Genomic DNA, 25618 nt, shown 5'->3' on the forward strand with positions numbered 1-25618 from the left:
GGACTGCCATGACAGACCTGAGTGCAACCGCCGCGGTCGCTTTCCGCGGCCCGTTCGCACTACTCGCCGTTGCCCGTACCGAAACACCCGACGCTGTCGCTCTTCGCACGGTGGACGGCACAATGTTCTCCTACGACCGGCTGTGGGACCGCACGGTCGAGGTCGCGGCCCAACTGGCGCGTCTCGGGGTCGGCCCTGGAGAACGGGTCGTTGTGCGCATGTCCGCCACCCCCGATGCCGTCGCCGTTGCGTTCGCAGTGTGGGGGCTGGGAGCGACCTATGTGCCGCTCCACCCACAACTGACCGACACCCAGTTGGAAGGAATCGTCGAGGACTGCCGACCGGTACTGGTGGTGGACGGCGCCCTCACCGATCCGTCGGACCCACTCGATCCACCGCACCTCGTGGCGCACGAGCCGTCGGCACTCGCCGCATTGATGTACACCTCCGGAAGTACGGCTGCGCCCAAAGGAGTGCGGTGCCCGGCGTCCGCGATGGAGTTCGGCGTGCACGCGATACAACAGCGGCTGAACTATCGTGCCGACGACACGATCGCCCTGCTGTCGCCGCTGTCGTTCGACTACGGGCTGTACCAGCTCTTGCTCGCATTCTCGGTAGGCGCGCAGGTCGTGCTCGCCGATGCTGCGCGCGCCACCGAGATGCTCGCCGTGATCCGACGCATCGACGTCACGGTTCTGCCCGTCGTACCGCCGGTCGCCCACATGTTGTACGCATTGCTACGACGGTCCGGTCCCGCATGCTCGGTTCGCATGGTCACCAGTACCGGAGCCGACCTGTCGGAGTCCCGTATCGCCGAGTTACGGGAGGTGTTGCCGTGCGCCGCGATCGTGGCCATGTACGGCATCACCGAGTGCAAGCGGGTGACCGTGGCCGAACCGGATCTCGACCGGATCCGTCCCGGAAGCGTCGGTCGCCCCCTGCCCGGTACCGCGGTGACGATCCTGGACGAGAACGGCAGGCCCGTCGAACCCGGTTCGGTCGGACAGATCGTCGTGTCCGGACCGAACGTGATGGACGGGTACTGGGAGCAGCCCGAGATGACAACGGAGAGGTTCGGACGGTGGCCGGACGGCACCGCATTCCTTCGCACCGGTGACTACGGATATGTCGACGACGACGGTTACCTGTACTTCCGAGGGCGGCGTGACGACATTTTCAAGACGAAGGGTGTGCGTGCCAGCGTCACCGAGATCGCCGCTGCAGTGGAGCGGGTTCCCGGGATACGCGAGGTCGTCGTGATCCCACCGCGCGGCGATCGTGAACTGGCGGTCGTGGTGACCGGAAGCGTATCCGCGAGTGACGTTGTCGACGACCTGCACCGAAGGCTCGAGCCCCAGAAAGTTCCGGGACTGTGTGTCGTTGTCGACCGAATGCCTCTGACTGCCAACGGAAAGATCGACACACGGCGTGTGATCCGCGAATTCGAGGAGAACCAGTGACAAACCACTCGACGAGTACCGGCGACCTGTACGAAGGCATCGCGGCCGAGTTCGGGACGCCGGTGTACATCTTCCGTGCAGAGTCGATCGAGCAGGCGGTAGCCGACCTGCGTGCGGCTCTTCCCGGCGGAAGCGAGATCTACTTCTCGCTCAAGGCGAATCCCAACAGCGATGTCGGAGCGATACTGAGAGCGGCCGGTTGCCGGGCGGAGATCAGCTCCGTCGGCGAACTCGCGGCGGCGCTCGCGGCGGGTTTCGATCCTGCAGAAGCGCTGTATACGGGCCCGGGTAAGACGGAAGGCGAGATCGGTACCGCGCTCGATGCCGGCGTACGTAATTTCTCCTGCGAATCCGTGCGCGACTTGCGTCGTGTCGCCTCTGCCGCGGAACGGAGAAGTTCCGTGGCCGACTGCCTTCTGCGCGTGAACGCACCGTCGGCCCCGGGGCAGGGTGCGATGCGGATGACGGGAACCCCCTCGCAGTTCGGGATCGACCTCGACAGTGTGGAGGTGCTCCCCATGGACCTCGTGATCGCGGGCGCACGCGTTCACGGTTTCCATTTCTATCCGATGAGCAACGCCACCGACGAGGACGCCCTGATCGAGGAAATCGTCAACAGCATCCGGTACGCGGTGGAACTGTCGGAGAGGTGGGAGATCCCGCTCGAAGTCCTGGATCTCGGCGGTGGCTTCGCCGCCCCGTACGGAGTGGAGGGCTCCCGCCCGCTGTATCCCTCCCTGCGGGAGTCCGTCGAGTTCGAACTCGACCGTCGCCTACCCGGATGGCGTGAGGGCAATCCGACGGTGGTCTTCGAGTCCGGTCGGTATCTCACGTGTGACAGCGGTACGCTCGTGGCGCGTGTGCTCGACGTGAAACGTAGCCGTGACAAGGATTTCGTGGTGACGGACACCGGTATCCACCACGTGGGCGGTTTGTCCGGAATCGGACGTGTGCTGCCGATGCGTGCGAGCGCGGCGCTCGGCCCTTCGGCCTCCGATGGAGCCCCGGCGGCCGGTGCTGTCGTCGGTCCGTTGTGTACCCCGGCCGACGTCCTGAATCGTCATATCGAATTCGGCGACATCGCACCGGGTCGGATCATCTCCGTCCCCAATGTGGGGGCGTACGGCCTGTCCGCCAGTCTCATGGGTTTTCTCTCGCGCCCGGCGCCGGTCGAGGTCGTCACCCGTGGCCAGCGGGTCGTTGCTGCATCACGTGTTGTATTCGCCAGGGAGGAAGTGTCTTTCGTGCAGGAGAACAAGTCGGACCAGGAGAAGGTGCGGAATTGGGACGAACACTACGAGACGATGCTCCGTTCGGTACTGCCGAGGCTCGACGCGGCAGCCGAGATCACGCCGCACGAGACGCTGCAGGCGCTCGGCATCGATTCGCTCGCGCTGGTCCATCTCCTCGGAACGGTCGAGGCGCATTACGCGGTGACGGTACCCGACGAGGCGTTGTTCGACGGTCGGTGCGATACCCCGTTGGGGCTGTGGGAGGTGATCCGGTCACAGGCCGGGTCGCGCATCGAAAGCGGTGAGTGGCACACATCGGTTTGACCCTTTGATTTCCTGAAGATGAAGTCCTGGTGTAGAATTCGGTACGGTTCGGAACCCTGTTCAAGCTGGGATCTGTTACGCCTGTGAATCCGCTCACAGTCGCGATCGCCGGTTTTCCCGCCGTATGTCCGGCTGTAGAGTTCTCCCGCGTGGGCATCTGCCCCTGTGTGCCGTATTGCATTCGGCCATAAAGCATTCGAGTGGTATGACATTGTGCCGGGACGGGGGGACTGTTGTGGCTGTTGCGTCGGATCGGGTGAGCGATGTGGCCGTGCTCGGTGAACTGGAGATCACCGTGGGCGGGGCGCGTCACGAGTTGCCCTCGGGGAACCGGATACGTGCCCTGTGGGTGTGCCTCGTGCTGGAACCGCAACGGACCGTACCGGTCGATGTTCTCATCGACGCGGTCTGGGGATCCGAGCCGCCACGTCGCGCCCGCGAATCGATACATGTGTACATCTCGCAGCTGCGTATGTTCGCGCAGAGGTGCGGAGTGGATCCGGGTCTGATCGAAACGAAGAACCGTGGTTACCGGTTGGCGGTGGACCGTCACGTGGTGGACTGGTGTCGGGTCCTCGTGGAATACGACACGGCGCGCGAACTCCACCGGAAGAGCAGTCTTCCGGAGTCGATCGCAGCCCTCGACAAGGCTGCCGCCGATTTCCACAAGCCGATCCTCGGCGGTGCGCAGGGGGGTACGAAGCTCGGCGCCTTCGTGCAGAAGATGGAGGAAGTCGAGCTGGCGCTCATCGAACTGCGGAACGAAGTGATGCTCGATATGGGTGAGTTGCACACGGTGGTCTCGGAGCTTCAGGCCCTGGTATTCGAATACCCGGTGCACGAGACTCTCCACGGGCAGTTGATGCGGGCACTGTTCCGGTCGGGTCGCCAGATCGAGGCTCTCGAGGTGTACAGCAAGTTGCGCGAAGACCTGAGTGACGGATTCGGAGTCGAACCGGGCTCGGATATCCGCGCGATCCATCGTTCGATCCTGGCGTCGCAGTCAGGGCGGCCCAGCGTTCAGGTGGCCCTCTGACCTCCGGTTCCGCTTCGGATCCGCACGCATCCGGTCGCCATCGGAACACGTCGGCCGCCCTGGTGGAATGATGCGTGGTGTTCGGTGACGAAGGGATGGGGCGACACATGATCGGGATCAGCCGCGACGGCGACGTCGTGACCGTGGAACTGCAACGCGAAGAGCGTCGTAACGCGCTCAACACGCAGCTGTGCGTGGAGATCCGCGAAGCGGTGGACAAGGCCGTGGCGGACGACGCGCGTGTCGTGGTGATCACCGGGCGGGGCACGAGCTTCTGCGCCGGGGCCGATCTCTCCGGCGACGTCTACGCCGAAGGATTCACCGACAGCCTCGCCGAGATGCTGCGCACCATCGTGGACGCCCCGATCCCGGTGATCGCGGCCGTCAACGGCCCGGCCATCGGTGCCGGCACCCAACTGACGCTCGCGGCGGATCTGAGGGTCGTGGCGCCCACTGCGCGTTTCGCGGTTCCTGCTGCGCGCCTGGGCATCTCGGTGGACCGCTGGACGGTCCGGCGACTCGCCTCACTCATCGGCGGCGGTCCCGCACGCGCGGTCTTCCTCGCCGCCGAACCCGTCCCCGCCGAGGAAGCTCTCGCGCGTGGGCTCGCCAATCGCATCGGCGACCTCGCCGACGCGCAGGCCTGGGCGCACGAGATCGCGAAGCTCGCGCCGCTGTCGCTGAACGCGATGAAGTTGTTCCTCAACGACGACGGCACCCGCGACGAGGCCACACCCGAGCAGACCGCCGCACTCGCCGCGGCGTGGCTCAGCGAGGACGCCCAGGAGGCCAGGCTCGCTCGTGCCGAGCGCCGCGACCCGACCTTCCGCGGACGATGAACATCCGGTCCGCCGTCTCGGCAGCGCTCGCCGGAGCAGGCACGCTGTGGGTCGCGCGCGCCGTGAACGGCCTGCCCGGTTCCATCGGCGCCTCGGTCTCCGACATCCGTCCCTACGCCGCCGCGTCGCCCCGCTACCGCGACGGTCGTTTCCACAACACCGACCCTGCGTCCGTGCTCGGCGCCGAGGCGGCGGGCGGTTTCGCGAAAGACCTGCTCACCCGCGGGTCGCGGGGGAGACCTCGCACCGAGGTGCCGTTGTCGACCTATCTCGCGCCGGTCGACGCGGCGGAACTCGCCGTGACGTGGTTCGGGCACTCGACCGCCCTCGTCGAGGTCGACGGCTACCGGGTGCTGTGCGACCCGGTGTGGAGCGAGCGCGTGTCACCCTCACCGACTGTCGGCCCGGCACGTCTGCATCCGGCGCCGGTCGAACTGCAGACCCTGCCGCGCCTCGACACGGTGGTGATCTCGCACGACCACTACGACCATCTCGACCGATTCACGGTCGAGAGCCTCGCCGTGCTGCAGCCGACCGTCCGGTTCGTCGTGCCGCTCGGGGTGGGCGCGCACCTGCGCCGCTGGCGGATCGCCGAGGAACGCATCGTCGAACTCGACTGGGACGAACACGTCGAGGTGGACGGCCTGCGCATCACGTGCACCGAGGCCCGGCACTTCTCCGGGCGCGGCCTGCAGCGCAACATCACGTTGTGGTCGTCGTGGGTGTTCACCGGGCCGACGCGCCGGGTGTTCTTCGGCGGCGACAGCGGGTACACCCCGCGGTTCGCCGACGTCGGCGAGGCCTACGGCCCGTTCGACCTGACATTGCTGCCCGTGGGCGCCTACGACAAGCGATGGCCCGACGTGCACATGAACCCCGAGGAGGCGGTGCGCACGCATCTCGACCTCGGTGGCGTCGACCGTCACGACAGTCTGTTGGTCCCCGTGCACTGGGGAACCTTCGACCTCGCCTTCCACGCCTGGTCGGAGCCCATCACCCGGCTGCTGCCCGCCGCGCGGGAGTCGGAGGTGACCACCGCGGTGCCGATGCCGGGTCAGCGGATCGACGTGTCGAAGTCCGATGCGTCGAAGTCCGTCGCGGTCGATCCGTGGTGGCTCACGTCGAGCTGATCCCCCTGCCACGGCACCGGTTGTTCGCTTTCGTGCCCTAATCTGGTTCGTCATGGCAGTAGAAGAGCCCACGACGGTGGTGGGAACGGGCGAGGCGCCGGTCCTCGCATCCGACCATGCAGCCACGGGGCTGTCCACCGAGCAGGTCGCCGAGCGTGTGGCACGTGGCCTCACCAACGATGTCCCCGACCGCGCGTCCCGATCGGTCAAGGACATCGTCCGGGCCAACGTGTTCACCCGGATCAACGCGATCCTCGTGGTGCTGCTGCTGATCGTGCTGGCCACCGGCTCGATCATCGACGGCATGTTCGGTCTGCTGATCATCGCGAACAGCGGCATCGGCATCATCCAGGAGGTGCGTGCCAAGCGCACCCTCGACAAGCTGGCCATCGTCAGCCAGACGAAACCCGTCGTGCGCCGGGACGGCATCGCCGCACCGATCGCTCCGCGCGAGGTGGTGCTCGACGACATCATCGAGCTCGGCCCCGGCGACCAGCTGGTCGTCGACGGCGAGGTGGTCGAGGCCCAGGGTCTCGAACTCGACGAGTCGCTGCTGACGGGTGAGTCGGATGCCGTGCACAAGGTGCCCGGCTCGACGGTGATGTCGGGCAGCTTCGTCGCCTCCGGCTCCGGCTCCTACCGTGCGACGAAGGTCGGCCGCGACGCCTACGCGGCGCGACTCGCGGAAGAGGCGAGCAAGTTCACGCTCGTGAAGTCGGAGCTGAACGCGGGCATCAACAAGATCCTGCGTTTCATCACCTACCTGATGATCCCCGCAGGTCTGCTCATCATCTACAACCAGCTCTTCTCCAGCGGCGAGTCGCTCGGCCCCGCGCTGAGCGGCATGGTCGCCGCCCTCGTGCCGATGGTGCCCGAGGGGCTCGTGCTCATGACGTCCATCGCGTTCGCGGTCGGAGTCGTCCGCCTCGGACGTCGTCAGTGCCTCGTGCAGGAGCTGCCGGCGATCGAAGGCCTCGCGCGCGTCGACGTGGTGTGTGCCGACAAGACCGGCACGCTCACCGAGAACGGCATGCGCCTGTCCGATCTCGAGTCCCTCGACGGCAGCGGCCTCGACGAGGCCCGCGCCGCCCTGGCCGCGCTCGCGGCCGACGACCCGCGTCCGAACGCCAGCGTCCTCGCGATCGCCGAGGCGTTCCCCACCGCCCCCGGCTGGGGCGAGCCGACGGCGGTCGCGCCGTTCTCGTCGGCGAAGAAGTGGAGCGGCCAGTCGTACGGCCCCCACGGCAACTGGCTGCTCGGCGCACCCGACGTGCTGCTCGACCCCGGCACCGAGGCGGCGCGACGCGCCGAGGAACTCGGCTCGAGCGGGCTGCGGGTGCTGCTCCTCGCATGCAGCGACCGCCCGGTCGACGACGAACTCGCCCCCGGCACGGTCACGCCCGTCGCGCTCGTCGTCCTCGAACAGCGGGTGCGCCCGGACGCGAAGCCGACCCTCGAGTACTTCGCCGGCCAGCAGGTCGACGTCAAGGTCATCTCCGGCGACAACGCGATCGCCGTCGGTGCGGTCGCCTCGTCGCTCGGCCTGCCGGGCAGCGCGTCTCCCATCGACGCGCGTTCCCTGCCGGAGGGTGAGAACGAACTCGCCGACGTCGTCGAAGGCTCGACGACCTTCGGCCGGGTCCGTCCCGATCAGAAGCGCTCGATGGTCGGCGCGCTGCAGTCGCGCGGTCACACCGTCGCGATGACCGGCGACGGCGTCAACGACGTGCTCGCCCTCAAGGACGCCGACATCGGAGTCGCGATGGGGTCGGGCAGTCCCGCGACCCGCGCGGTCGCACAGATCGTCCTTCTCGACAACAAGTTCGCGACGCTGCCCTACGTGGTGGCCGAGGGTCGCCGGGTCATCGGCAACATCGAACGCGTCTCCAACCTGTTCCTCACCAAGACGGTGTACTCGGTGCTGCTCGCCTTCCTGGTGGGCGTGTCGGGTGTGCTGTCGCAGGTGTTCGACTTCGAGCCGTTGCCCTATCCGTTCCTGCCCCGGCACGTGACGATCGCGGCGTGGTTCACCATCGGCATCCCCGCCTTCCTGCTGTCGCTGGCACCGAACAACGAGCGGGCACGCTCGGGCTTCGTCTCCCGCGTGATGCGACTGGCGATCCCCTCGGGCGTGGTCGTCGGTGTGGCGACCTTCGTCTGTTACGTGCTCGTCTACGGCGGCCCGGAGCAGACCGAGCAGCAGAAGATCCAGGCCGGCACCTCGGCCCTGATCACCCTGCTGATCATCGCGCTGTGGGTGCTCGCCGTGGTCGCCCGCCCGTACCAGTGGTGGAAGATCGTGCTGCTCGCCGGTTCGGTGCTCGGCTACGTGATCCTGTTCTCCGTGCCGTTCACCCGGGAGTTCTTCGCGCTCGATCCGTCGAACGTCGCGTACTCGACGATCGCGGTGACGTGTGGGCTGATCGGAGTCGTCCTCGTCGAGGCCCTGTGGTGGGTGTCGGGGCGTCTCCACGGGGAGCATCGCCGCCTGTTCGCCGCCTCCGGCGATCTGCTCCCGGGCGTACACTGACCCGCAGCGCACGGATCGGTGCGCCCGAACCTCACAGCGATCCGACGAGGGAAGGACCGAACGATGGGTTTCATGGATTCGGTGAAGGGCCTTGTGAACAAGGGCAAGGACTACGCCTCGAAGAACCCCGACAAGGCCGATCAGTTCATCGAGAAGGTCGGAGACCAGGTGGACGGACGTACCGGCGGGAAGTACACCCAGCACGTCGACAAGGCGCAGGACGCCGCCCGTCAGCATCTGGGTACCACCGACAATCCCGCACCGGGCGCGCAGCCCGGACCCGGCGGGGAGCCCGGTCCGGAGGGTGGTCCCGGACCCGAAGCGCAACCGGGTCCGCGTCAGCCCTGATCGAGGCAGGGGCGGCAGCCCCGTTCACGGCAGGTATGGCAGTACGGCGTCGCCGAAGGTGTCGATGAACGGGCGCTGATCCGGCCCCACATGGTGCAGATAGATCTCGTCGAAACCGAGTTCGGCGAATTCGCACAAGCGGTCGACGTGTTCGGCGGGATCGTCGGACACGATCACCGCGCCCTCGAGGGCGCCGTCGTCGAGTTCGGCGGCGTGGGACTCGAATTCCTCGGGCGTGGCGAGTTCTGCCATGAGTTCCGGCGGTAGGGCGTTCGTCGCCCACTGTTCCCGCGCGATCTCCCGAGCGCGCTCCCGCGTGGGCGCCCAACTCAGATGGACCTGCAGCACGGTCCGTCCGTGTCCGCCTCCGTCGCGGTAGGCGCCGAGGATCCGCCGCAGGTCCTCGAGCGGGGCGTTCACGGTGACGAGACCGTCGACCCGGTCGGCGAAACGACCGGCCGTCTCGGGAGTCAGTGCGGGCAGCAGAATGTCGGGAGGAGTCTCCGGCCGGTCCCAGACCCGTCCGCGGTCGACCTTCACGGCGCCGTCGTGGTCGACGACTTCGCCCGCGTGCAGGCGTCGCACGATGTCGAGGTTCTCGCCGAGGAGTTGCTGCCGTTCCTCCTTGGGCGGCCAGGCAACTCCGGACATGCGTTCGTTGCAGTGCTCACCGCTGCCGAGGGCGAACCAGAAGCGCTGCGGGAACATCGATGCCAGAGTGGCGGTGGCCTGGGCGGTGACGACCGGGTGGTAGCGGAAGCCGGTCGCGGTGACGACGCCGAAACGTAGGTCTGTGGTGGCCAGGGCCGCTCCGAGCCACGACCACGCGAACCCCGAGTGCCCCTGGCGACGCGACCACGGTTCGATGTGGTCCGAGCACATGGCCGCCCCGAAACCGGCCGCTTCCGCGAGCCGGACGTCCTCGAGCAGGCGGGATGGGGACGCCTGTTCGTGTGAGGCGTGAAAACCTATCAGCGTCATACCTGTCCGCTCCTCCGGTCGATCGGCGATCAATACTTCTCGATGAGAGTCGGTGCAGCCGTCATGAGCGCGAGATGGCTCAGTCCCTGGGGGACATTGCCGAGGAAGGTGCCGTCCTCGGCAATCATCTCCGAGTACAGGCCCGGGTGAACACCTTCGCGTCGGCGCCCTGATCGCGCACCACGCGGAGCAACCAGCTCATCACGGTGTGCACCTCCTCGCGATCGCCGAGACGGATCAGCGCGTGCAGGGTGTAGGCGGCGTCGCGCACCCAGGCGAAACGGTAGTCCCAGTTCTTCTCGCCGTCCGGGCTTTCCGGAACGGACGAAGCCGCCGCCGATCGAGCGGCGGGCGAGCTCACCCCACGGCAACCGCCCGGCGACACCCGTATCGATCGAAGCGGTCACCCGGACCCCGCCCTGTGCGGTGGTGAAGACGGTGCTCAGCACGTTCGTACCCGGCACGTATGCGCGTTCGACGGTGAACTCGTCGACCGGCTGCAACTCGATGGAACCGCCCGCCGGTGCGTCGAGCAGTCGTGCGAAGACCGGGTGCGAATCGAGGAGCGGTACCGGATACCAGTCCACCGACCCGTCCTCGGCGACGAGGGCGACGGTGTCACCGTCACCCAGCGCGGCATAGGTGCGCAGGTCCGCATAGCCGTCGTCGTCGCGGGCTGGGATCACACGCACTCCTCGCTGGGCCGGGTACACGGCGGTCGATCGGTTGCATACCCCGGCCGGATCGGTGCAAACGACCTGCAGGTTCGCGACGGCCGGCCGCCGGCTGTGTCACCATCACACCGTGAACCGGACACCTGGCACGGTGCCGTCGCGATGAACGGCGCGTGGATCCTGCTGGTCGTCATCGCCGGGATCGCGGTGACGGCCGTCGCGTCGCGACGCGACCTGCAGGCCCCGCTCGTGCTCGTCACCGTCGGAGCACTGGTGTCGTTCGCGCCGGGTCTGCCGCGGCTCGAACTGGATCCGGACGTCATCCTCGGGGTCGTCCTGCCGCCGCTGCTGTATTCGTCGGCCCTGCGGTTCTCGGTTCCTACCTTCCGACAGTATCTGCCGTCGATCCTGCGGCTCGGGATCTACACGGTGCTCGTCACGGCGTTCGTCGTAGCGTGGACGGCGTCCGCGATGATGGCGACGCTGTCTTTCGGTGCGGCACTCGCTCTCGGCGCGGTCGTCGCACCGACCGACGCGGTCAGTGCCGTCGCCGTGGGACAGCGACTCGGACTGCCGAAACGGGTCATCGCGGTGCTGACCGGGGAAGGTCTGGTCAACGACGCCACCGCCCTGACCCTGTTCACCGTTGCGATCTCGGCCGTCACGGGAACGCACATCCTCGCTGATTCGCCGGTCCTGTTCTTCCTCTACGAGGTCGCGGGTGGGGTCGCTGTCGGTCTGGCGCTCGCGTACGCCGTCCACCTGATCCGCGCCCGGATGTACGACTCGCCGCTCGAGACCGTCCTGGGGCTGGTCCTGCCGTTCGCGGCCTATCTCGCCGCCGAGGAGGTCCACGCCTCGGGAGTGCTCGCCGTGGTCGCCGCCGGACTGTTCCTCGGGCACCGCGCCACCGAGGTCTCGGTGAGCACGCGACTGCAGGAACGCGCGGTGTGGAAGAGCGTCGACGTGGTGCTCGAGACTTTCGTCTTCGCCTACATGGGCCTGCAACTGCGGTTCGTCCTCGACGAGGTCCGCGACAGCGGCGCCGACCTGCGCCTCGCGTTGCTCGGCGCGGTGGTGATCCTGCTCGTCGTCATGATCGTGCGACCCGCATGGGGTCTGCTGCACTGGGGGCGACGCGCGCTCGTGCGGCGCGCCGGATCCGAACGCCTCGGCCGCGACCAACTCAACTTCCGGGAACATGTCGTGGTGTCGTGGGCGGGCATGCGCGGGGTCGTCACCCTCGCCGCAGCCGGTGGGGTGCCCGTGGTGATCGCATCGGGTGCTGCCTTCCCCGGCCGCGAGATGATCCAGATCTCCGCGCTGGTCGTCGCCATCGGCACACTCCTCATCCAGGGCGCGACGATGCCGTGGCTCATCCGCAGACTCGACGTCACCGACCCCTACGAGCGGCTGCGGACCGAGGAACAGATGACCGTGGCCCGCAGGATCTCGGCCGAGTCGAGCGACCGGGTTCTCACCGAACTCGCCGCGCATCCACCTGACGGCGTGGACCCGGAGATCTACGACAGACTTCTGGCCAAGGCACGCAAGTCACTCCGATCCCGGCAGGAGGCGGAGACCGTCGAGGACACCGCGGAGGACGCCGGAACACGACTGGCCGCGTTGTTCGACGACATCCGGCGGGCATCCCTGCAGGCGCGACGCCAGGCCCTCATCGACGCTCGCGATCGGGGTGAACTCGACGACGAGATCCTCCGCGACGTGCTCGAGAGCCTGGACATCGACGAAGCGGCGGTGGAGGAGCGCATCCGCCGCCGTCGTTGGGACGACGGTGCACAACGGTAGGACGACGGTGCACAACGGTAGGACGACAGTGCGCAACGGTGGGACAACCGGGCGCAACGGTAGACTTTCCGCAAGTGAACACCCCGCACGGCCCGGAACAGGTGCCGCACGATCCCCGCGCCGACGTCTCCGTCCGCTTCGCTCTCCGGTCGCCTGCTCGGCTGAAGACCGAACTCCTGGCCGGTCTGGTCGTGGCGCTCGCCCTGATTCCGGAGGCGATCGCGTTCTCCGTGATCGCGGGTGTCGATCCCCGGGTGGGCCTGTTCGCCTCGGTGACCATGGCGATCACCATCGCGATCGTCGGGGGACGGCCTGCGATGATCTCGGCAGCGACGGCGGCGGTGGCACTCGTGATCGCTCCGGTGTCCGAGCAGTACGGTGTGGACCATCTCATCGCGACCGTGATCCTCGGCGGCATCTTCCAGGTGCTGCTCAGCTTCCTCGGCGTCGCCAAGCTCATGCGTTTCGTGCCGCGCAGCGTCATGGTCGGCTTCGTCAACTCGCTCGCGATCCTCGTCTTCGTCGCCCAGATCCCGCACCTCGTGGACGTGCCGTGGATGGTCTACCCGCTGGTGGCGGCAGGCCTGCTGGTGCTGGTGTTCCTCCCGAAGATCACCGAGGCCGTGCCGGCTCCGCTCGTCACGATCGTGCTCCTCACCGTCGTGACCGTGACCTTCTCGCTGAACGTGCCGGACGTCGCGGACCAGGGTGAACTTCCCGAGAGCCTGCCCACCCTCTTCTTCCCGGACGTGCCGCTGACCTTCGAGACCCTCCGGATCCTCGCGCCGTATGCGCTCGCGATGGCCCTCGTCGGCCTCATGGAATCGCTGATGACGGCCAAGCTCGTCGACGACATCACCGACACCCGGTCGGACAAGACCCGCGAGGGCTGGGGCCAGGGCGTCGCCAACATCGTGACCGGATTCTTCGGTGGCATGGGCGGCTGCGCCGTCGTCGGCCAAACCATGATGAACGTCAAGGTCTCCGGGGCACGGACCCGTCTGTCCACCCTGGCGGCCGGCGTGTTCCTGCTGATCCTCGTGGTCGCGCTCGGCGACATCGTCGGTCTGGTTCCGATGGCCGCCCTCGTCGCCGTGATGATCATGGTGTCGATCGCGACGGTCGACTGGCACAGCGTCCACCCGCGGACGCTGCGGTTGATGCCGCTCAGCGAGACCGTCGTCATGGTCGTCACCGTCGTGGCCACGGTGAGCACCGACAACCTCGCGATCGGGGTGTCGCTCGGAGTGCTCACCGCGATGGTGCTGTTCGCCCGCCGGGTCGCGCACATGACCACGGTCGAGAGGACCCTCACGAGCGACGACACGTGCACCTACCGGGTCACGGGGGAACTGTTCTGGGCGTCGAGCAACGATCTCGTCTTCCAGTTCGACTACATCGGCGACCCGGAGAACGTCGTCGTCGACCTCACCGCCGCCGACATCTGGGACGCGTCCACCGTTGCCACCTTCGATGCGATCCAGCAGAAGTACGCGGCCAAGGGCAAGACGGTCACCATCGTCGGACTGGACGGCGCGAGCCTAGAACGCCTCCGCCGGTTGTCCGGCCGACTCGGTGGGGAGAACTGACTGCGCATCCCGGGAGCAGGCCGCCGTTGTCGAGGCGCAACTCGACGTCAGGTCGATTCGACGTAACGTGAGCGCATGATCGCGATCGAGCTCGCCGCGGTGGTACTGCTCCTGCTGCTGGTCGTGGTCTCGGTGGTGCTGTGGACCCGGCGGGTGGTCACCACACCCGCCGAACGCGCGGTCCACGCGACCCTGCACACAGCGTCCCTCGCGGCGCGCCCCCTGCGCGCCGGGCTCGACGCGTCGTCCGCGAAGGAGGCCGCTCCGCACCTGCGGATGCTGCTGGCCGAAGCGCGCGCAGTGGCGCTGCTGGACGAGAACGGCGCCCTGCTCGCCTGGGACGGCCCGTTCGAGGAACTGACGGACGCGATGATCACCGCCGCGGGCCGTGCCGTCGCCGACAAGCGTCGCGTGCTCGTCGGGCACCACGACCTGCGACGAGACCACGGCGACCTCGCGGCCCGCGCACTGATCGCCCAGCCGCTCGTCGTGGAGGACATGGGTGTCGCGGGGGTGCTCGGCGTCGTGACGACCGTCGAACCCGGCCCGGCGCTGCTCGGCGCGATCACCGAGGTGGCGCGGTACGCGTGCAGTCAGATCGAGCTGGCCGAACTCGATGCCTCCCGCGCCCGGCTCGACCGCGCGGAGGTCCGCGCGCTGCGCGCCCAGATCAGTCCGCACTTCATCTACAACGCGCTCAACACGGTGGCGTCGTTCGTCCGGACCGACCCCGACCGGGCCCGCGAACTGCTGCTGGATTTCGCCGACTTCACCCGCTACTCGTTCCGCGCGGCCGGTGAGTACACCCTGCTCGCCGACGAACTGCGCAACATCGACCGGTACCTGACGCTCGAACGTGCCCGCTTCGGCAACGCCCTCGAGGTGCGCCTGCAGATCGCGCCCGAGGTGCTCAACGTGACGCTGCCCTTCCTCGCTCTGCAGCCGCTCGTCGAGAACGCCGTGCGGCACGGGATCGCGGGCAAGGAAACCCGCACGGGCACGATCACCATCACCGCGGCGGACGAAGGCACCGACTGCGTCATCAGCGTCGAGGACGACGGGATCGGCATGGACCCGGACCTGCTGCGATCGGGCACGCTCGACGCGATCGCCGAGAGCGAGCACGGCAGCGGTGTCCGCGAGTCCGCGCACGTGGGTCTCGCCAACGTCGACGACCGGCTGCGTGCGGCCTTCGGTAACGACTACGGCCTCGTCGTCGAGACCGCGCCCGGTGCCGGCACCCGGGTGAGCATGCGCGTGCCGAAGTTCAGGGCGGGTATCCGGCCGTGAGGAACACCGGGCATGGCACGATGGATTCGCCGTGAACGAGATCACAGACAACCTGACCGTGCTGGCGGTCGACGACGAACCGCCCGCCCTCGACGAGCTGGCCTACCTACTGCGCGCGCAGGAGGAGATCGGCGTCGTCCACACCGCGGGAGACGCGACGACCGCTCTGCGCGTGCTGCGCGACGGAGGCATCGACGCGGTCTTCCTCGACATCAACATGCCCGGACTCGACGGGCTGGAACTCGCAGGCATCCTGCGCAATTTCGCGGTGTCCCCGGCCGTGGTGTTCGTGACCGCGCACGACGACCGTGCGGTCTCGGCATTCGATCTCGGTGCCGTCGACTACGTCCTCAAACCGCTCCGTGAGGAACGGCTCGCCGAAGCGGTCCGGCGGATCGCCGAGCGCAGCCGACCCACCGCGCAGGCGACATCCGATACCGGTCCGGGCGACGATGTGATTCCCGTCGAGCTCGGCGGCGTGACCACGCTCGTGCCGCGCTCGTCGGTCCACTGGGTCGAAGCCGAGGGCGACTATGCGCGACTGCACACCGCGACCGGTTCGCACCTGGTGCGGATCCCGATATCGACGCTCGAGAGCCGCTGGGCCGATGCCGGCTTCCTGCGCGTGCACCGCTCCTTTCTCGTGGCGCTGCCGCTCGTCACCGGTATCCGCAGTGTGGGTTCGGGTCTCGTCGTGTGCCTGCGCAGCGACAGCAACTCCCCGCCCGTCGAACTGCCGGTCAGCCGCCGGCACACGCGGGAACTCAAGGACCGGCTCATCCGCGGTCCGATGCAGTCGTGGACGTCGCGATGAGCACCACCGGCGGATCGCCCCCGCAGCGGCAGCGTGTTGTCCTCGCCGAACGGCGCGGGGCGCGCATGGTCCGCACCCGGGTCGAGGTGCAGCAACAGACCGAGGTGGGCGACGCGATGGTCCGCGGGCTGGTCCGGGCACAGCTCGGGCTCGCCCTGCGGGTCGCGCTGTTCACCGCGTGCCTGCTGGGCGCCATTCCGGTGCTGTTCCATGTCGCTCCCGGTCTCGCCGTGGTGACGGTCCTCGGGATCCGCCTGCCGTGGGTGTTGCTCGGTGTGGTCGGTTATCCGATCCTGCTCGGTATCGCGTGGGTGTATCTGCGCCTCGCCGAACGCAACGAGCAGGATTTCACCGACCTCACCGACGATTGACGACCCCGTGAGCGGATCGATTCCCGTCGTCACCGTCGTCGGTCTCGTCGCCGCGGCGATCGCCACCGTCGCGATCGGTGTGTACGGCGTGCGGATGGCGCGCACCACCTCGGACTTCCTCGTCGCCTCCCGCAGCGTCGGGCCACGCTGGAACGCCGCAGCCATCTCCGGTGAATACCTCTCGGCGGCATCCTTTCTCGGGGTGGCCGGGCTCGTCGCGAAGTTCGGTGCCGATGCCCTGTGGTATCCCGTCGGTTTCACGGCCGGCTATCTGGGTCTGCTGCTGTTCGTCGCTGCGCCGCTGCGACGTTCGGGTGCCTACACCGTCCCGGACTTCGCGGAGTTCCGGCTGGGGGAGAAGTGGCTGCGCACGCTGTCGATGATGGTCGTGGCGATCATCTGCATCCTGTATCTGGTGCCGCAGTTCCAGGGCGCGGGACTCACGCTCAACATCCTTCTAGGAGTGCCCGACTGGGTGGGCGTCGCCGTGGTCGGGGTGATCGTCGTGGCCAACGTGGTCGGTGGTGGGATGCGCTCGATCACGTTCGTGCAGGCCTTCCAGTACTGGCTCAAGCTCACCGCGGTCGCCCTGCCCGCACTGGTCCTCACGTTGCACTTCGTCGGCGACCACCGGGCCGTCGACGAACCCGTGCCGCCCACCGTCGCGGAGATCACGACCGTCGACGTGACGATCGACGTGGTCGTGCAGGTCGCCGAGCCGTTGCCGGTCGTGGTGACCGGGGAGATCGACGGCCGATCGGTCGCAGGTGACTTCGAACTCGAGCCGGGAGAGCACGTCCTCGGGGCAGGCACCGAACTCGTCCTCGATGCCGGTTCTCCGGTGCCGGTGGTGGCCGGTGCGCCGACCGACAACGACAGCTGGGCGTCGCCGGGGGCCGGATTGGGGGCGAGCAGCGAACATCCGTTGTTCCAGGTCTACTCGCTGATGCTTGCGACCTTCCTCGGAACCATGGGTCTGCCGCACGTGCTGGTGCGCTTCTACACGAACCCGGACGGTCGCGCGGCGCGCATGACGTCCTTTGCCGTGATCGGGCTGCTCGGGCTGTTCTATCTGTTCCCGACGCTGCTCGGAGTGTTCGCGCGCCTGTACGTCCCACAGTTGCTCATCACGGGACGGTCGGACGCCGCGGTGCTCTTGCTGCCGGGATCGGTGCTGTCCGGCTGGGGAGGGCAGTTGCTCGCGGCCCTCGTAGCCTCGGGCGCGATCGCGGCCTTCCTGTCGACGTCCTCCGGATTGCTGGTCAGTGTCGCGGGCGTGCTGTCCACGGACGTGCTGCGCGGACGGGTGCGCGACTTCCGGATCGCCGCGGTGCTCGCGGGCGTGGTGCCGCTCGTGCTGGCGCTGTCGGTGACCTCGCTCGACCTGTCGCGTTCGGTGGGACAGGTCTTCGCGATCGCCGCGTCGACGCTGTGTCCGCTGCTGGTCCTGGGGATCTGGTGGCGCGGCCTCACCGCGATCGGCGCCGCGGCGGGGATGGTCGTCGGTGGTCTCGTTGCGGGGGGCGCCGCCCTGGCCACCGTGCTGCTGCCGATCGATCCGTCGGTGGCCGCAGGGTGGCCGACGGTGCTCTCTGCCTATCCTGCGGCGTTGAGCGTGCCGCTGGCGTTCGTCACGATGATCGCGGTGAGCGTGCTGACGCGTCGGCAGATCCCTCGCGACGTGGGCCGGACGTTCTCTCGCATGCACGTGCCCGAGCGGCTCGGCATGGGCCGCGACCGCGAACTCGGCGCGTTCGGTGAACGGGGCCGTGTCCCTGGGAAGAGTCGCCGTTCGTCGCGGTGACGCGACCGTTCGTCGCACGAGGACACCCCTCGTCGTTCCATCTCTTGTCTCCCCTGTTCGTGTGACAGCCGTCTCATTTAGCGTTGTGATCATCCTCACCTCACACGACGACCAAGGAGTCGGTAGTGACCACAGCACCACTCAGCGAGAGTGGCGTACCCCAGCAGCGACGGATACCGACGCCGCAGGAGTTCGTCACGATGCAGGAGAGCCCGGAGTTCCAGGAACTGCGCAGCCGTCTGCGCCGCTTCGTGTTCCCGGTGACGGCGTTCTTCCTGGCCTGGTACGCCCTGTACGTCCTGCTCGCCACCTACGCGGACGAGTTCATGGCGACGAAGGTCATCGGCAACATCAACGTCGGGCTGATCCTGGGTCTCGGCCAGTTCGTCACGACCTTCGTGATCACCGCCGTCTACGTGAAGTTCGCCGGCCGTGAGCTGGATCCGCGTTCCGCCGCGATCCGCGAGGAACTGGAAGGACCGCAGCAGTGACCGTTCTCGCGCAGAGTGGGGCCGACGTCGGTAACCCGATCCTCAACATCGCCATCTTCGTCGCGTTCGTCGTCGTGACGATGGGCCTGGTCATCAAGGCCAGCCGCACGACGAAGAAGGCCTCCGACTTCTACACCGGCGGTGGCCAGTTCTCCGGGCCGCAGAACGGCTTCGCCATCGCCGGCGATTACCTGTCGGCCGCGTCGTTCCTCGGTATCGCCGGTGCGATCGCCGTCTACGGATACGACGGCTTCCTGTACTCGATCGGCTTCCTCGTCGCATGGCTCGTCGCCCTGCTGCTCGTCGCCGAACTGCTCCGCAACACCGGCCGGTTCACGATGGCCGACGTGCTGAGCTTCCGGCTCAAGGAACGCCCCGTCCGCATGGCGGCGGCGCTCTCGACCCTCGCGGTGTCGCTGTTCTATCTGCTCGCACAGATGGCCGGCGCCGGCGGACTCGTCGCGCTGCTGCTCGACATCGAGGGCAAGGCCGGCCAGGCGATCGTCGTCGCGGTCGTCGGTGTGCTCATGATCGTGTACGTGCTCATCGGCGGCATGAAGGGCACGACCTACGTGCAGATGGTCAAGGCCGTGCTGCTCGTCGCCGGGGCGGGCCTGATGTTCGTGCTCGTCCTGTTCGCGGTGCGGGGCAACTTCTCGCAGCTGCTCGCCGACGCTCAGGCGATGGTGTCGAGCTCGTCGAACGAGGCCGTCGCGCAGCGTGACGTGCTCGCTCCCGGTGCCAAGTACGGCATCAGCAACATGACGCAGATCGACTTCCTCTCGCTCGGTCTCGCGCTGGTCCTCGGCACCGCGGGCCTGCCGCACGTGCTGATGCGCTTCTACACCGTGCCCACCGCCAAGGAAGCACGTCGTTCGGTCACCTGGGCCATCGCCCTCATCGGCGCCTTCTACCTGTTCACCCTGGTGCTCGGTTACGGTGCCGCGAAGATGGTCGGCCCCGACGCGATCCTCGGCGCTCCCGGCAAGGAGAACTCTGCGGCTCCGTTGCTGGCCTTCGAACTCGGCGGCACTCTGTTCCTGGCGATCATCTCGGCCGTCGCCTTCGCCACGATCCTCGCGGTCGTCGCCGGCCTGGCCATCACCGCCTCGGCATCCTTCGCCCACGACATCTACGCCAGTGTCATCAAGCGTGGCAACGCCACCGAGGACGAGCAGGTGCGGGTCTCGCGGATCACGGTCGTCGTGATCGGTCTGGTGGCGATCGTCCTCGGTATCCTCGCCATGGGACAGAACATCGCCTTCCTGGTGGCCCTGGCCTTCGCGGTCGCCGCCTCGGCGAACCTGCCCACCCTGCTGTACTCGCTGTTCTGGCGGAAGTTCAACACGACCGGCGCCCTGTTCAGCATCTACGGCGGTCTGATCAGCTGCCTCGTGCTCATCGTGTTCTCCCCGGCGGTGTCCGGTGCACCCTCGGCGATGTTCCCGAACGTGGACTTCTCCTGGTTCCCTCTGTCGAACCCGGGCATCGTGTCCATCCCGCTCGCGTTCGCGCTCGGCATCGTCGGCACCTACGTCGGACGCCGCAAGCAAGAGGACCGGTACAAGCAGGCGGAGATGGAGGTCCGCTCGCTCACCGGCGTCGGTGTGGAGAAGGCCGTCTCCCACTGATCCTCTGCGCCGCGTGGCCCGCTCCCGAGCCGGGGGTGGGCCACCGTCGTGTCGGGGCGCCCCGCCGGCGGAACGGACCGTCTACTGTTGCGGACCATGGCGAAACTCGAAGTGTCCACCGACCTTCCGCTCGACCCGCACACAGCGTGGGAGCACGCCTCCCGCCTCGAGTCGTTCGGGGAGTGGCTGAGCATCCACGACGGGTGGCGCAGCGACCTGCCGGACACCCTCGCCGAGGGCACCACCCTGCAGTCGGTGGTATCCGTCAAGGGCATGCGCAACCGCGTCACGTGGACCATCGTCGAGCTGGACGCGCCGCACCACGTGGTGCTGAAGGGGACCGGCAAGGGAGGTACGAAGTTCTCCATGCGACTCGCCGTTGCAGCTCGCGGGGACGGTTCGACGCTGTCGATGAAGATCGACCTCGGCGGTGCGCCCCTGTTCGGTCCGATCGGATCGGGGGTTGCGCGCGCCTTGCACGGCGACCTGCAGTCGTCGCTCGACACCTTCGCACGCCGCTACGGCGGGAACTGACGCCCGGCGCAGCGCGACACGACGCTCGGTCTCATCGAGCAGGAACATGATCCGAAGCGGCCGCGCTCCGACGGTGAAGTCGTTCCACGCCGCTTGCGTACCAACGCTTACCGAAGATCAGCGCCACGATCGCGAGTGCGTACACCAGCGGGGTCAGTTGCAGCGCGGCGAGCAGACCCAGACGGTCGGCGAGGATCCCGACGACGAACGGTCCGGTCGCCAGCCCCAGGACGTTGTTGGCGACCGTGAGGGTACCGAGCGCGGAAGCGCGCACCGACTCGTGCGTCAGTCGTGCCACCATGGCTGCAGTGGGACCCGAGGAGCCGGCGGCGAAGAATGCACCGATCCCGATGAGGATCAATTGCGCCGGGCCGGGCGCCAGCTGGAATCCGATGCCGAGGGACACGAGCGAGACGACGCAGAACGCAATCGCGCTGGTCCACTTCGCCGACGGGTTCGTGCGGCTGACCCGGTCGGTGATCATCCCGCACACCACCATGCCGGTGCCGATCAGCAGGACGAAGATCGACGCGACCATCCCCGCCTTGTCGGGGGCGAGACCGTACTCGCGATTGAAGAAGCTGGGCGTCCAGGCCAGCAACACGGCGGCGGTGAACATCTGCAGGCCGCCACCGAGGTAAGCGCACCACACGGCGGGGCTGGTGAACAGCGTCGAGATCGGTACCCGGACGTTCGGCCCATCGGGACGAACGGATGGTTCGGACGGCACTGAGTCCTGACCGACCTTGTGCGCTGACAACCTGTCTTCGGTGACCAGGGCGCGGAACAGGGCGACGAGGATCAGGCCCAGCACCGCCATGGCTGCGAACGACCACCGCCAGCTCAGGTGCACCGCGATGACGCCACCGAGCGCGACGCCGATGACCGAACCGAACGAGCCGCCGGCCATGAAGGCACCGCTGAGTGCGGAATGAACGCGCGGGACGAAAACGCTCAGGATCACGGCGATTCCGACACTGCCGTAGGCGGCTTCGCCGACTCCGACCAGGAAGCGGGCGATGAGGAGCTGTTCGTAGTTGGCCGCCACGGCACAGAACAGTGTCGCGATACTCCAGATCACCGCCATCAGGGTGAGGCTCCGTACCCGGCCCCACCGATCGGCGAGGAGCGACAGCGGAAAGGTCAACAGGCCCACCATCAGTGCGACGATGCTGGTGAGCGATGCGAGTTGCGAATCCGTCAGTGCCCAATCCGCTTTCAGGAACGGGAAGACCGCGCTGAGCACCTGACGCGACATATAGTCCGAGAGCAGCAGTGCGAACGTCAGCGCGAAGACCAACCAGGGGTATGCGACGCGCCGGCGTCGGTTCTTCTCGGGTGCCGAACCACCGGAATTCGTTACCTCGTCCGGAGATTCGAGGGTGAGTTCGGCAGAGGTGCCGATCGGGGTGGGGAGAATTCCCATAGGAGCTCCTCGATAGAAACGGGGCGGGTCGGAACCCGAGCAGTTCCACGGGTCTCGCGCGGGGATGGGGGAGGACGGCGGGGCCTGCGCCGGTCCGTGATTGCCGTGGTGCACATCACAGTAGTCGGGATGCGTCGTACTCACTTATCCCGAGGGGACACAGCTCTGTCCATTTCGGGACACTCAGGCTTCGGAGCGCGTGCGCCACTCCCGGGGAGTCATGCCGAATCGGCGCGTGAACCAGCGCGAGAACCCGCTCGGGGCCGAGAACGACAACATCTCCGAGATCTCGGCGAAGGTGTGGCGTCCGCTCGTCACCAGCCGCTGGGCGAGTTCGGCCCGGGTGTCGTCGACGACCCGGGTGAAGGTCTGTCCCGATCTGGTCAGGTGCCGGTGAACGGTGCGTCGATCCACACCGAGACTCGCTGCCACCTGGTCGACCGAACAGCGCCCGGTCGGTAACAACAGTTCGACGAGTTCCCGGACCCGCCGCTCGAGCGTGGGGGTCTCGGATGCGGAGAGGTCGTCGAGGACCTGTTGCGAATAACTGCGGAGGACAGGATCGGAGAGGCGATTGGGTAGATCCAGATCGCCGGTGTACACGACGATTCCGGAATACTTGCCGTCGAAGACGAGGGGAGCGTCGAAGACGCGACGGTGCGTGCTGTCGTCGCCGGGCCGGCCGTGGTCGAAACACACCGACACGGGCCGCCAGCGGTCGCCGAGCAGGTACTGCAGAAGTTGGTGGATGACGGCGACCGCAAGTTCCGTGGCCTGACGCACGGGCATGGGTTCGCCCGGTTCGACGCGGAGGACGATCGTCGACAGTCCGTCACGCTCGGCGATGTCGATGAACAGCGCCTCGTTGTACGTGTGCTGGAAACGGATCAACATGCGCAGGGCGCTGCGGGCGTTCGGTTCGTCGCGGATGGCCACGCTCAAGGGGCCGAGGGTCGACAGGCGTCGCCGTTCGGCGAGTCTCAGCGCGAAATCCTGGTGGGCGGTGACGGCAGCGGACAGTTCCAGCAGGCGGACGATCGACGCCGCCGGTACCCACCGGTCCTGCAGGTCGAGTCCGGACGGGTCCAGTTCGACGCTGCGCAACAGTTCGATCGGATCGGCCGAGAGCGAGCGGGCCAGTTCGACGAATCCCGTCAGTGTTGCGTAGCGCGCCAACGGCTTCGGCAGCGTCATCGCGCGTCTCCTCGATGTCCCGTCGACCGATGAAGGGGTTGTCCCCGAATGACAAAGAATATGTCCCGCAGGGATAAGTATTCCGGATGTCCGCTCGTTAGTGTCGTGTTATCGGCGTCACACCCCCTCCGCGGTAGCGGAACGCCCGACATCCAAGGAGAACACAGATGGCACACGCGATCCGCTTCCACGAGACGGGCGGCCCCGACGTCCTCGAATGGGAAGCCGTCGAGGTCGGCGATCCCGGCCCCGGCGAAGTGCGGATCCGACACGAAGCCGTCGGCCTGAACTTCGCAGACACCTACTTCCGTACCGGGCTGTACCCGGCGCCGTTGCCGGCGGGAATGGGCGTCGAGGCCGCCGGCGTGATCGAGGCGGTCGGCCCCGGCGTCACCGATTTCCACGAAGGCGACCGCGTCACCTACACGGGAAGCCCGCTCGGTGCATACAGCACCGAACGAGTGATGGACGCTGCACACCTCATCGCACTGCCGGACGCGATTCCCTTCGACACCGCGGCCGCGATGACCATGCGCGGCCTGACCGCGGCGTACCTCCTGCGCTGCATCCACCCGCTCGAAGCCGGCGACACGGTCCTGCTGCACGCCGCAGCCGGGGGCGTCGGCCTGATCTTCTGCCAGTGGGCGAAACGGTTGGGAATCAACGTCATCGGAACCACGTCCACTGACGAGAAGGCGGAGGTCGCTCGGTCCTACGGTTGTACCGAGGTCATCGTCCACACCCGTGAGGACATCGCGGAACGTGTGCGCGAGCTGACCGACGGAGCCGGTGTGCCGGTCGTGTTCGACAGCGTCGGAGCCTCGACCCATCGTTCCTCGCTCGATTCCCTCGCCCGCCGAGGCCTGCTCGTCGCGTTCGGAACGGCCTCCGGCCCCATCCCACCGATCAGCGCCATGGACCTCGCGGTCAAGGGCTCACTGTTCGTCACCCGGCCCGCGCTCGCGGACTACATCTCCGATCCGATCGAGCGAGCCGAACTGGCGAACGAGCTGTTCGCACAGGTCGCCGCCGGAAATATCGAGATCGAGATCAACCAGCGATACGCACTCGTCGACGCCGAACGAGCGCACCGCGACCTCGAAGCCAGCATCAGCGTCGGCTCGTCGGTGTTCTCGCTCTGACCTTCGGCCCGATCCACCCCCTCACGCTCAGGAGACCGTCATGACCACCTTCGACCACGCCCACGTCCGGGACGAGACATGTCGCCGATTCTCGATGGACGTACGACCGCTGACCGGCAGCATCGGCGCAGAACTGCACGGCGTAGACCTCGCCGAGGTGGCCCGCGACGACGAACGGTTCGCAGAACTGAAGGCGCTGCTGCTCGAACACAAGGTGTTGTTCTTCCGGAACCAGGAGATGAGCAGGGCCGAGCACGTCGCGCTCGCCGAGCGTTTCGGCTCGCTCGAGGACCATCCGGTACTCGGCAGCGATCCGGAACATCCCGGCCTGGTCCGCATCTACAAGGACCTCGACAGCCCACCCGAGGCGTTCGAGAACTCCTTCCATTGCGATGCCACCTGGCGGGAGAACCCGCCCATGGGATCGGTGCTCCGATGCGTCGAAGGTCCCGCCGTCGGTGGCGACACGATCTGGGTGAACATGGCACTCGCCTACGAGCAACTCCCGGGGCACGTGAAGGAACAGATCGCCGGGCTGCGCGCGCGTCACAGTATCGAGGCATCTTTCGGTGCGCGACTGCCGATCGACAAGCGACTCGCGCTGAAGGACCGGTTCCCGGACGCGGAGCACCCCGTCGTCCGCACCCATCCCGAAACGGGGGAGAAGGTCCTCTTCGTCAACAGCTTCACCACACACTTCACGAATTTCCATACGGCACAAAACGTCCGCTGCGGTATCGACTACGCCCCCGGGGCGGGCGAGCTGCTCCGGTACCTGCAGAGCCGGGCGACGATCCCCGAGTACCAGGTCCGGTGGCGATGGACGCCGAACAGCGTGGCGATCTGGGACAACCGGTCCACCCAGCACTACGCGGTCCAGGACTACTGGCCTGCCGTCCGGAGGATGGAGCGCGCCGGAATCGCCGGCGATCGTCCCTTCTGACCTTCGAGAACTTCCTTCCCTCATCA

General features: G+C 67.4%; 22 protein-coding genes. 18 read left to right on the plus strand and 4 right to left on the minus strand.

Features of this window, described 5'->3' with window-relative positions; translation table 11 throughout:
- Positions 1-8: 8 nt before the first annotated feature.
- From BO226_RS00925 to BO226_RS00955, 7 genes are all read left to right on the plus strand, one after another.
- Complete coding sequence (locus BO226_RS00925; protein WP_071934428.1) at positions 9-1460, plus strand: class I adenylate-forming enzyme family protein; 1452 nt, start codon at positions 9-11, stop codon at positions 1458-1460.
- Entirely contained in the window at positions 1457-3016 is a 1560-nt protein-coding gene (locus BO226_RS00930; protein WP_083543559.1) for a phosphopantetheine-binding protein, read from the plus strand. The genes BO226_RS00925 and BO226_RS00930 overlap by 4 nt, the downstream gene beginning before the upstream one ends.
- A 235-nt stretch (positions 3017-3251) precedes the next feature.
- Positions 3252-4052: an AfsR/SARP family transcriptional regulator gene (locus tag BO226_RS00935; protein ID WP_197483223.1), complete on the plus strand. Its 801-nt coding sequence runs from the start codon at positions 3252-3254 to the stop codon at positions 4050-4052.
- A 107-nt stretch (positions 4053-4159) separates the two neighbouring features.
- Entirely contained in the window at positions 4160-4891 is a 732-nt protein-coding gene (locus BO226_RS00940) for an enoyl-CoA hydratase (RefSeq protein ID WP_064852131.1), read from the plus strand.
- Positions 4888-6021: an MBL fold metallo-hydrolase gene (locus BO226_RS00945; protein WP_024103115.1), complete on the plus strand. Its 1134-nt coding sequence runs from the start codon at positions 4888-4890 to the stop codon at positions 6019-6021. The genes BO226_RS00940 and BO226_RS00945 overlap by 4 nt, the downstream gene beginning before the upstream one ends.
- Positions 6022-6073: 52 nt before the next feature.
- Complete coding sequence (locus BO226_RS00950; RefSeq protein WP_071934429.1) at positions 6074-8551, plus strand: HAD-IC family P-type ATPase; 2478 nt, start codon at positions 6074-6076, stop codon at positions 8549-8551.
- Between the two features lie 63 nt (positions 8552-8614).
- Complete coding sequence (locus BO226_RS00955; RefSeq protein WP_006551618.1) at positions 8615-8899, plus strand: antitoxin; 285 nt, start codon at positions 8615-8617, stop codon at positions 8897-8899.
- Positions 8900-8923: 24 nt separating this feature from the next.
- Here BO226_RS00955 and BO226_RS00960 read toward each other — a convergent pair whose 3' ends face one another.
- Together BO226_RS00960 and BO226_RS28615 are read right to left on the minus strand one after the other, a co-directional pair.
- Positions 8924-9880 (minus strand): TIGR03885 family FMN-dependent LLM class oxidoreductase, encoded by a 957-nt coding sequence (locus BO226_RS00960; RefSeq protein ID WP_071934430.1) that lies wholly within the window; start codon positions 9878-9880, stop codon positions 8924-8926.
- Positions 9881-9909: 29 nt separating this feature from the next.
- The gene (locus tag BO226_RS28615; RefSeq protein WP_442977168.1) at positions 9910-10566 is read right to left on the minus strand and encodes a trehalase-like domain-containing protein; all 657 of its coding nucleotides are present in this window, start codon (positions 10564-10566) and stop codon (positions 9910-9912) included.
- Positions 10567-10716: 150 nt separating this feature from the next.
- On the opposite strand from BO226_RS28615, the gene BO226_RS00970 reads away from it, so the two are divergent.
- The 9 genes from BO226_RS00970 (at position 10717) to BO226_RS01010 (ending at position 20887) form a co-directional block, all read left to right on the plus strand.
- A complete protein-coding gene (locus tag BO226_RS00970) occupies positions 10717-12363 on the plus strand; it encodes a Na+/H+ antiporter (RefSeq protein WP_071936313.1) in 1647 nt (548 codons plus the stop codon).
- 74 nt (positions 12364-12437) lie between these two features.
- Entirely contained in the window at positions 12438-13952 is a 1515-nt protein-coding gene (locus BO226_RS00975) for a SulP family inorganic anion transporter (protein WP_071934432.1), read from the plus strand.
- A gap of 75 nt (positions 13953-14027) precedes the next feature.
- The gene (locus tag BO226_RS00980; RefSeq protein WP_071934433.1) at positions 14028-15242 is read left to right on the plus strand and encodes a sensor histidine kinase; all 1215 of its coding nucleotides are present in this window, start codon (positions 14028-14030) and stop codon (positions 15240-15242) included.
- Between the two features lie 31 nt (positions 15243-15273).
- Positions 15274-16056: a LytR/AlgR family response regulator transcription factor gene (locus BO226_RS00985; RefSeq protein WP_071934434.1), complete on the plus strand. Its 783-nt coding sequence runs from the start codon at positions 15274-15276 to the stop codon at positions 16054-16056.
- A complete protein-coding gene (locus BO226_RS00990) occupies positions 16053-16427 on the plus strand; it encodes a hypothetical protein (RefSeq protein ID WP_071936314.1) in 375 nt (124 codons plus the stop codon). Before BO226_RS00985 ends, BO226_RS00990 begins: the two co-directional genes overlap by 4 nt.
- A gap of 7 nt (positions 16428-16434) precedes the next feature.
- Complete coding sequence (locus BO226_RS00995; RefSeq protein WP_071934435.1) at positions 16435-18231, plus strand: sodium/solute symporter; 1797 nt, start codon at positions 16435-16437, stop codon at positions 18229-18231.
- Positions 18232-18356: 125 nt separating this feature from the next.
- The gene (locus BO226_RS01000) at positions 18357-18722 is read left to right on the plus strand and encodes a DUF485 domain-containing protein (RefSeq protein WP_019289889.1); all 366 of its coding nucleotides are present in this window, start codon (positions 18357-18359) and stop codon (positions 18720-18722) included.
- Positions 18719-20353 (plus strand): solute symporter family protein, encoded by a 1635-nt coding sequence (locus BO226_RS01005; protein WP_019289888.1) that lies wholly within the window; start codon positions 18719-18721, stop codon positions 20351-20353. Before BO226_RS01000 ends, BO226_RS01005 begins: the two co-directional genes overlap by 4 nt.
- A gap of 96 nt (positions 20354-20449) precedes the next feature.
- Entirely contained in the window at positions 20450-20887 is a 438-nt protein-coding gene (locus BO226_RS01010) for a type II toxin-antitoxin system Rv0910 family toxin (RefSeq protein ID WP_071934436.1), read from the plus strand.
- Between the two features lie 31 nt (positions 20888-20918).
- Here the strand turns inward: BO226_RS01010 and BO226_RS01015 are convergent, their stop codons facing one another.
- Together BO226_RS01015 and BO226_RS01020 are read right to left on the minus strand one after the other, a co-directional pair.
- A complete protein-coding gene (locus BO226_RS01015) occupies positions 20919-22313 on the minus strand; it encodes an MFS transporter (protein WP_071934437.1) in 1395 nt (464 codons plus the stop codon).
- A 183-nt stretch (positions 22314-22496) separates the two neighbouring features.
- A complete protein-coding gene (locus BO226_RS01020) occupies positions 22497-23507 on the minus strand; it encodes an AraC family transcriptional regulator (RefSeq protein WP_071934438.1) in 1011 nt (336 codons plus the stop codon).
- Positions 23508-23674: 167 nt separating this feature from the next.
- Here BO226_RS01020 and BO226_RS01025 point away from each other — a divergent pair, with 167 nt between their 5' ends.
- Both BO226_RS01025 and BO226_RS01030 read left to right on the plus strand, forming a co-directional pair.
- Positions 23675-24649 (plus strand): quinone oxidoreductase family protein, encoded by a 975-nt coding sequence (locus BO226_RS01025; protein WP_071934439.1) that lies wholly within the window; start codon positions 23675-23677, stop codon positions 24647-24649.
- Positions 24650-24689: 40 nt separating this feature from the next.
- Positions 24690-25592: a TauD/TfdA dioxygenase family protein gene (locus tag BO226_RS01030; protein WP_071934440.1), complete on the plus strand. Its 903-nt coding sequence runs from the start codon at positions 24690-24692 to the stop codon at positions 25590-25592.
- The last annotated feature ends 26 nt before the right edge of the window (positions 25593-25618 follow it).

Source organism: Rhodococcus sp. 2G, from assembly GCF_001886355.1.
Lineage (GTDB): Bacteria > Actinomycetota > Actinomycetes > Mycobacteriales > Mycobacteriaceae > Rhodococcus > Rhodococcus pyridinivorans.

Bases quoted from the DNA above. Each gene is read 5' to 3' on its own strand.
- BO226_RS00925 (WP_071934428.1), top strand. From the start codon at position 9: ATGACAGACCTGAGTGCAACCGCCGCGGTCGCTTTCCGCGGCCCGTTC.
- BO226_RS00940 (WP_064852131.1), top strand. From the start codon at position 4,160: ATGATCGGGATCAGCCGCGACGGCGACGTCGTGACCGTGGAACTGCAA.
- BO226_RS00945 (WP_024103115.1), top strand. From the start codon at position 4,888: ATGAACATCCGGTCCGCCGTCTCGGCAGCGCTCGCCGGAGCAGGCACG.
- BO226_RS00950 (WP_071934429.1), top strand. From the start codon at position 6,074: ATGGCAGTAGAAGAGCCCACGACGGTGGTGGGAACGGGCGAGGCGCCG.
- BO226_RS00955 (WP_006551618.1), top strand. From the start codon at position 8,615: ATGGGTTTCATGGATTCGGTGAAGGGCCTTGTGAACAAGGGCAAGGAC.
- BO226_RS00960 (WP_071934430.1), bottom strand. From the start codon at position 9,880: ATGACGCTGATAGGTTTTCACGCCTCACACGAACAGGCGTCCCCATCC.
- BO226_RS00970 (WP_071936313.1), top strand. From the start codon at position 10,717: ATGAACGGCGCGTGGATCCTGCTGGTCGTCATCGCCGGGATCGCGGTG.
- BO226_RS00980 (WP_071934433.1), top strand. From the start codon at position 14,028: ATGATCGCGATCGAGCTCGCCGCGGTGGTACTGCTCCTGCTGCTGGTC.
- BO226_RS00990 (WP_071936314.1), top strand. From the start codon at position 16,053: ATGAGCACCACCGGCGGATCGCCCCCGCAGCGGCAGCGTGTTGTCCTC.
- BO226_RS01010 (WP_071934436.1), top strand. From the start codon at position 20,450: ATGGCGAAACTCGAAGTGTCCACCGACCTTCCGCTCGACCCGCACACA.
- BO226_RS01015 (WP_071934437.1), bottom strand. From the start codon at position 22,313: ATGGGAATTCTCCCCACCCCGATCGGCACCTCTGCCGAACTCACCCTC.
- BO226_RS01020 (WP_071934438.1), bottom strand. From the start codon at position 23,507: ATGACGCTGCCGAAGCCGTTGGCGCGCTACGCAACACTGACGGGATTC.
- BO226_RS01025 (WP_071934439.1), top strand. From the start codon at position 23,675: ATGGCACACGCGATCCGCTTCCACGAGACGGGCGGCCCCGACGTCCTC.
- BO226_RS01030 (WP_071934440.1), top strand. From the start codon at position 24,690: ATGACCACCTTCGACCACGCCCACGTCCGGGACGAGACATGTCGCCGA.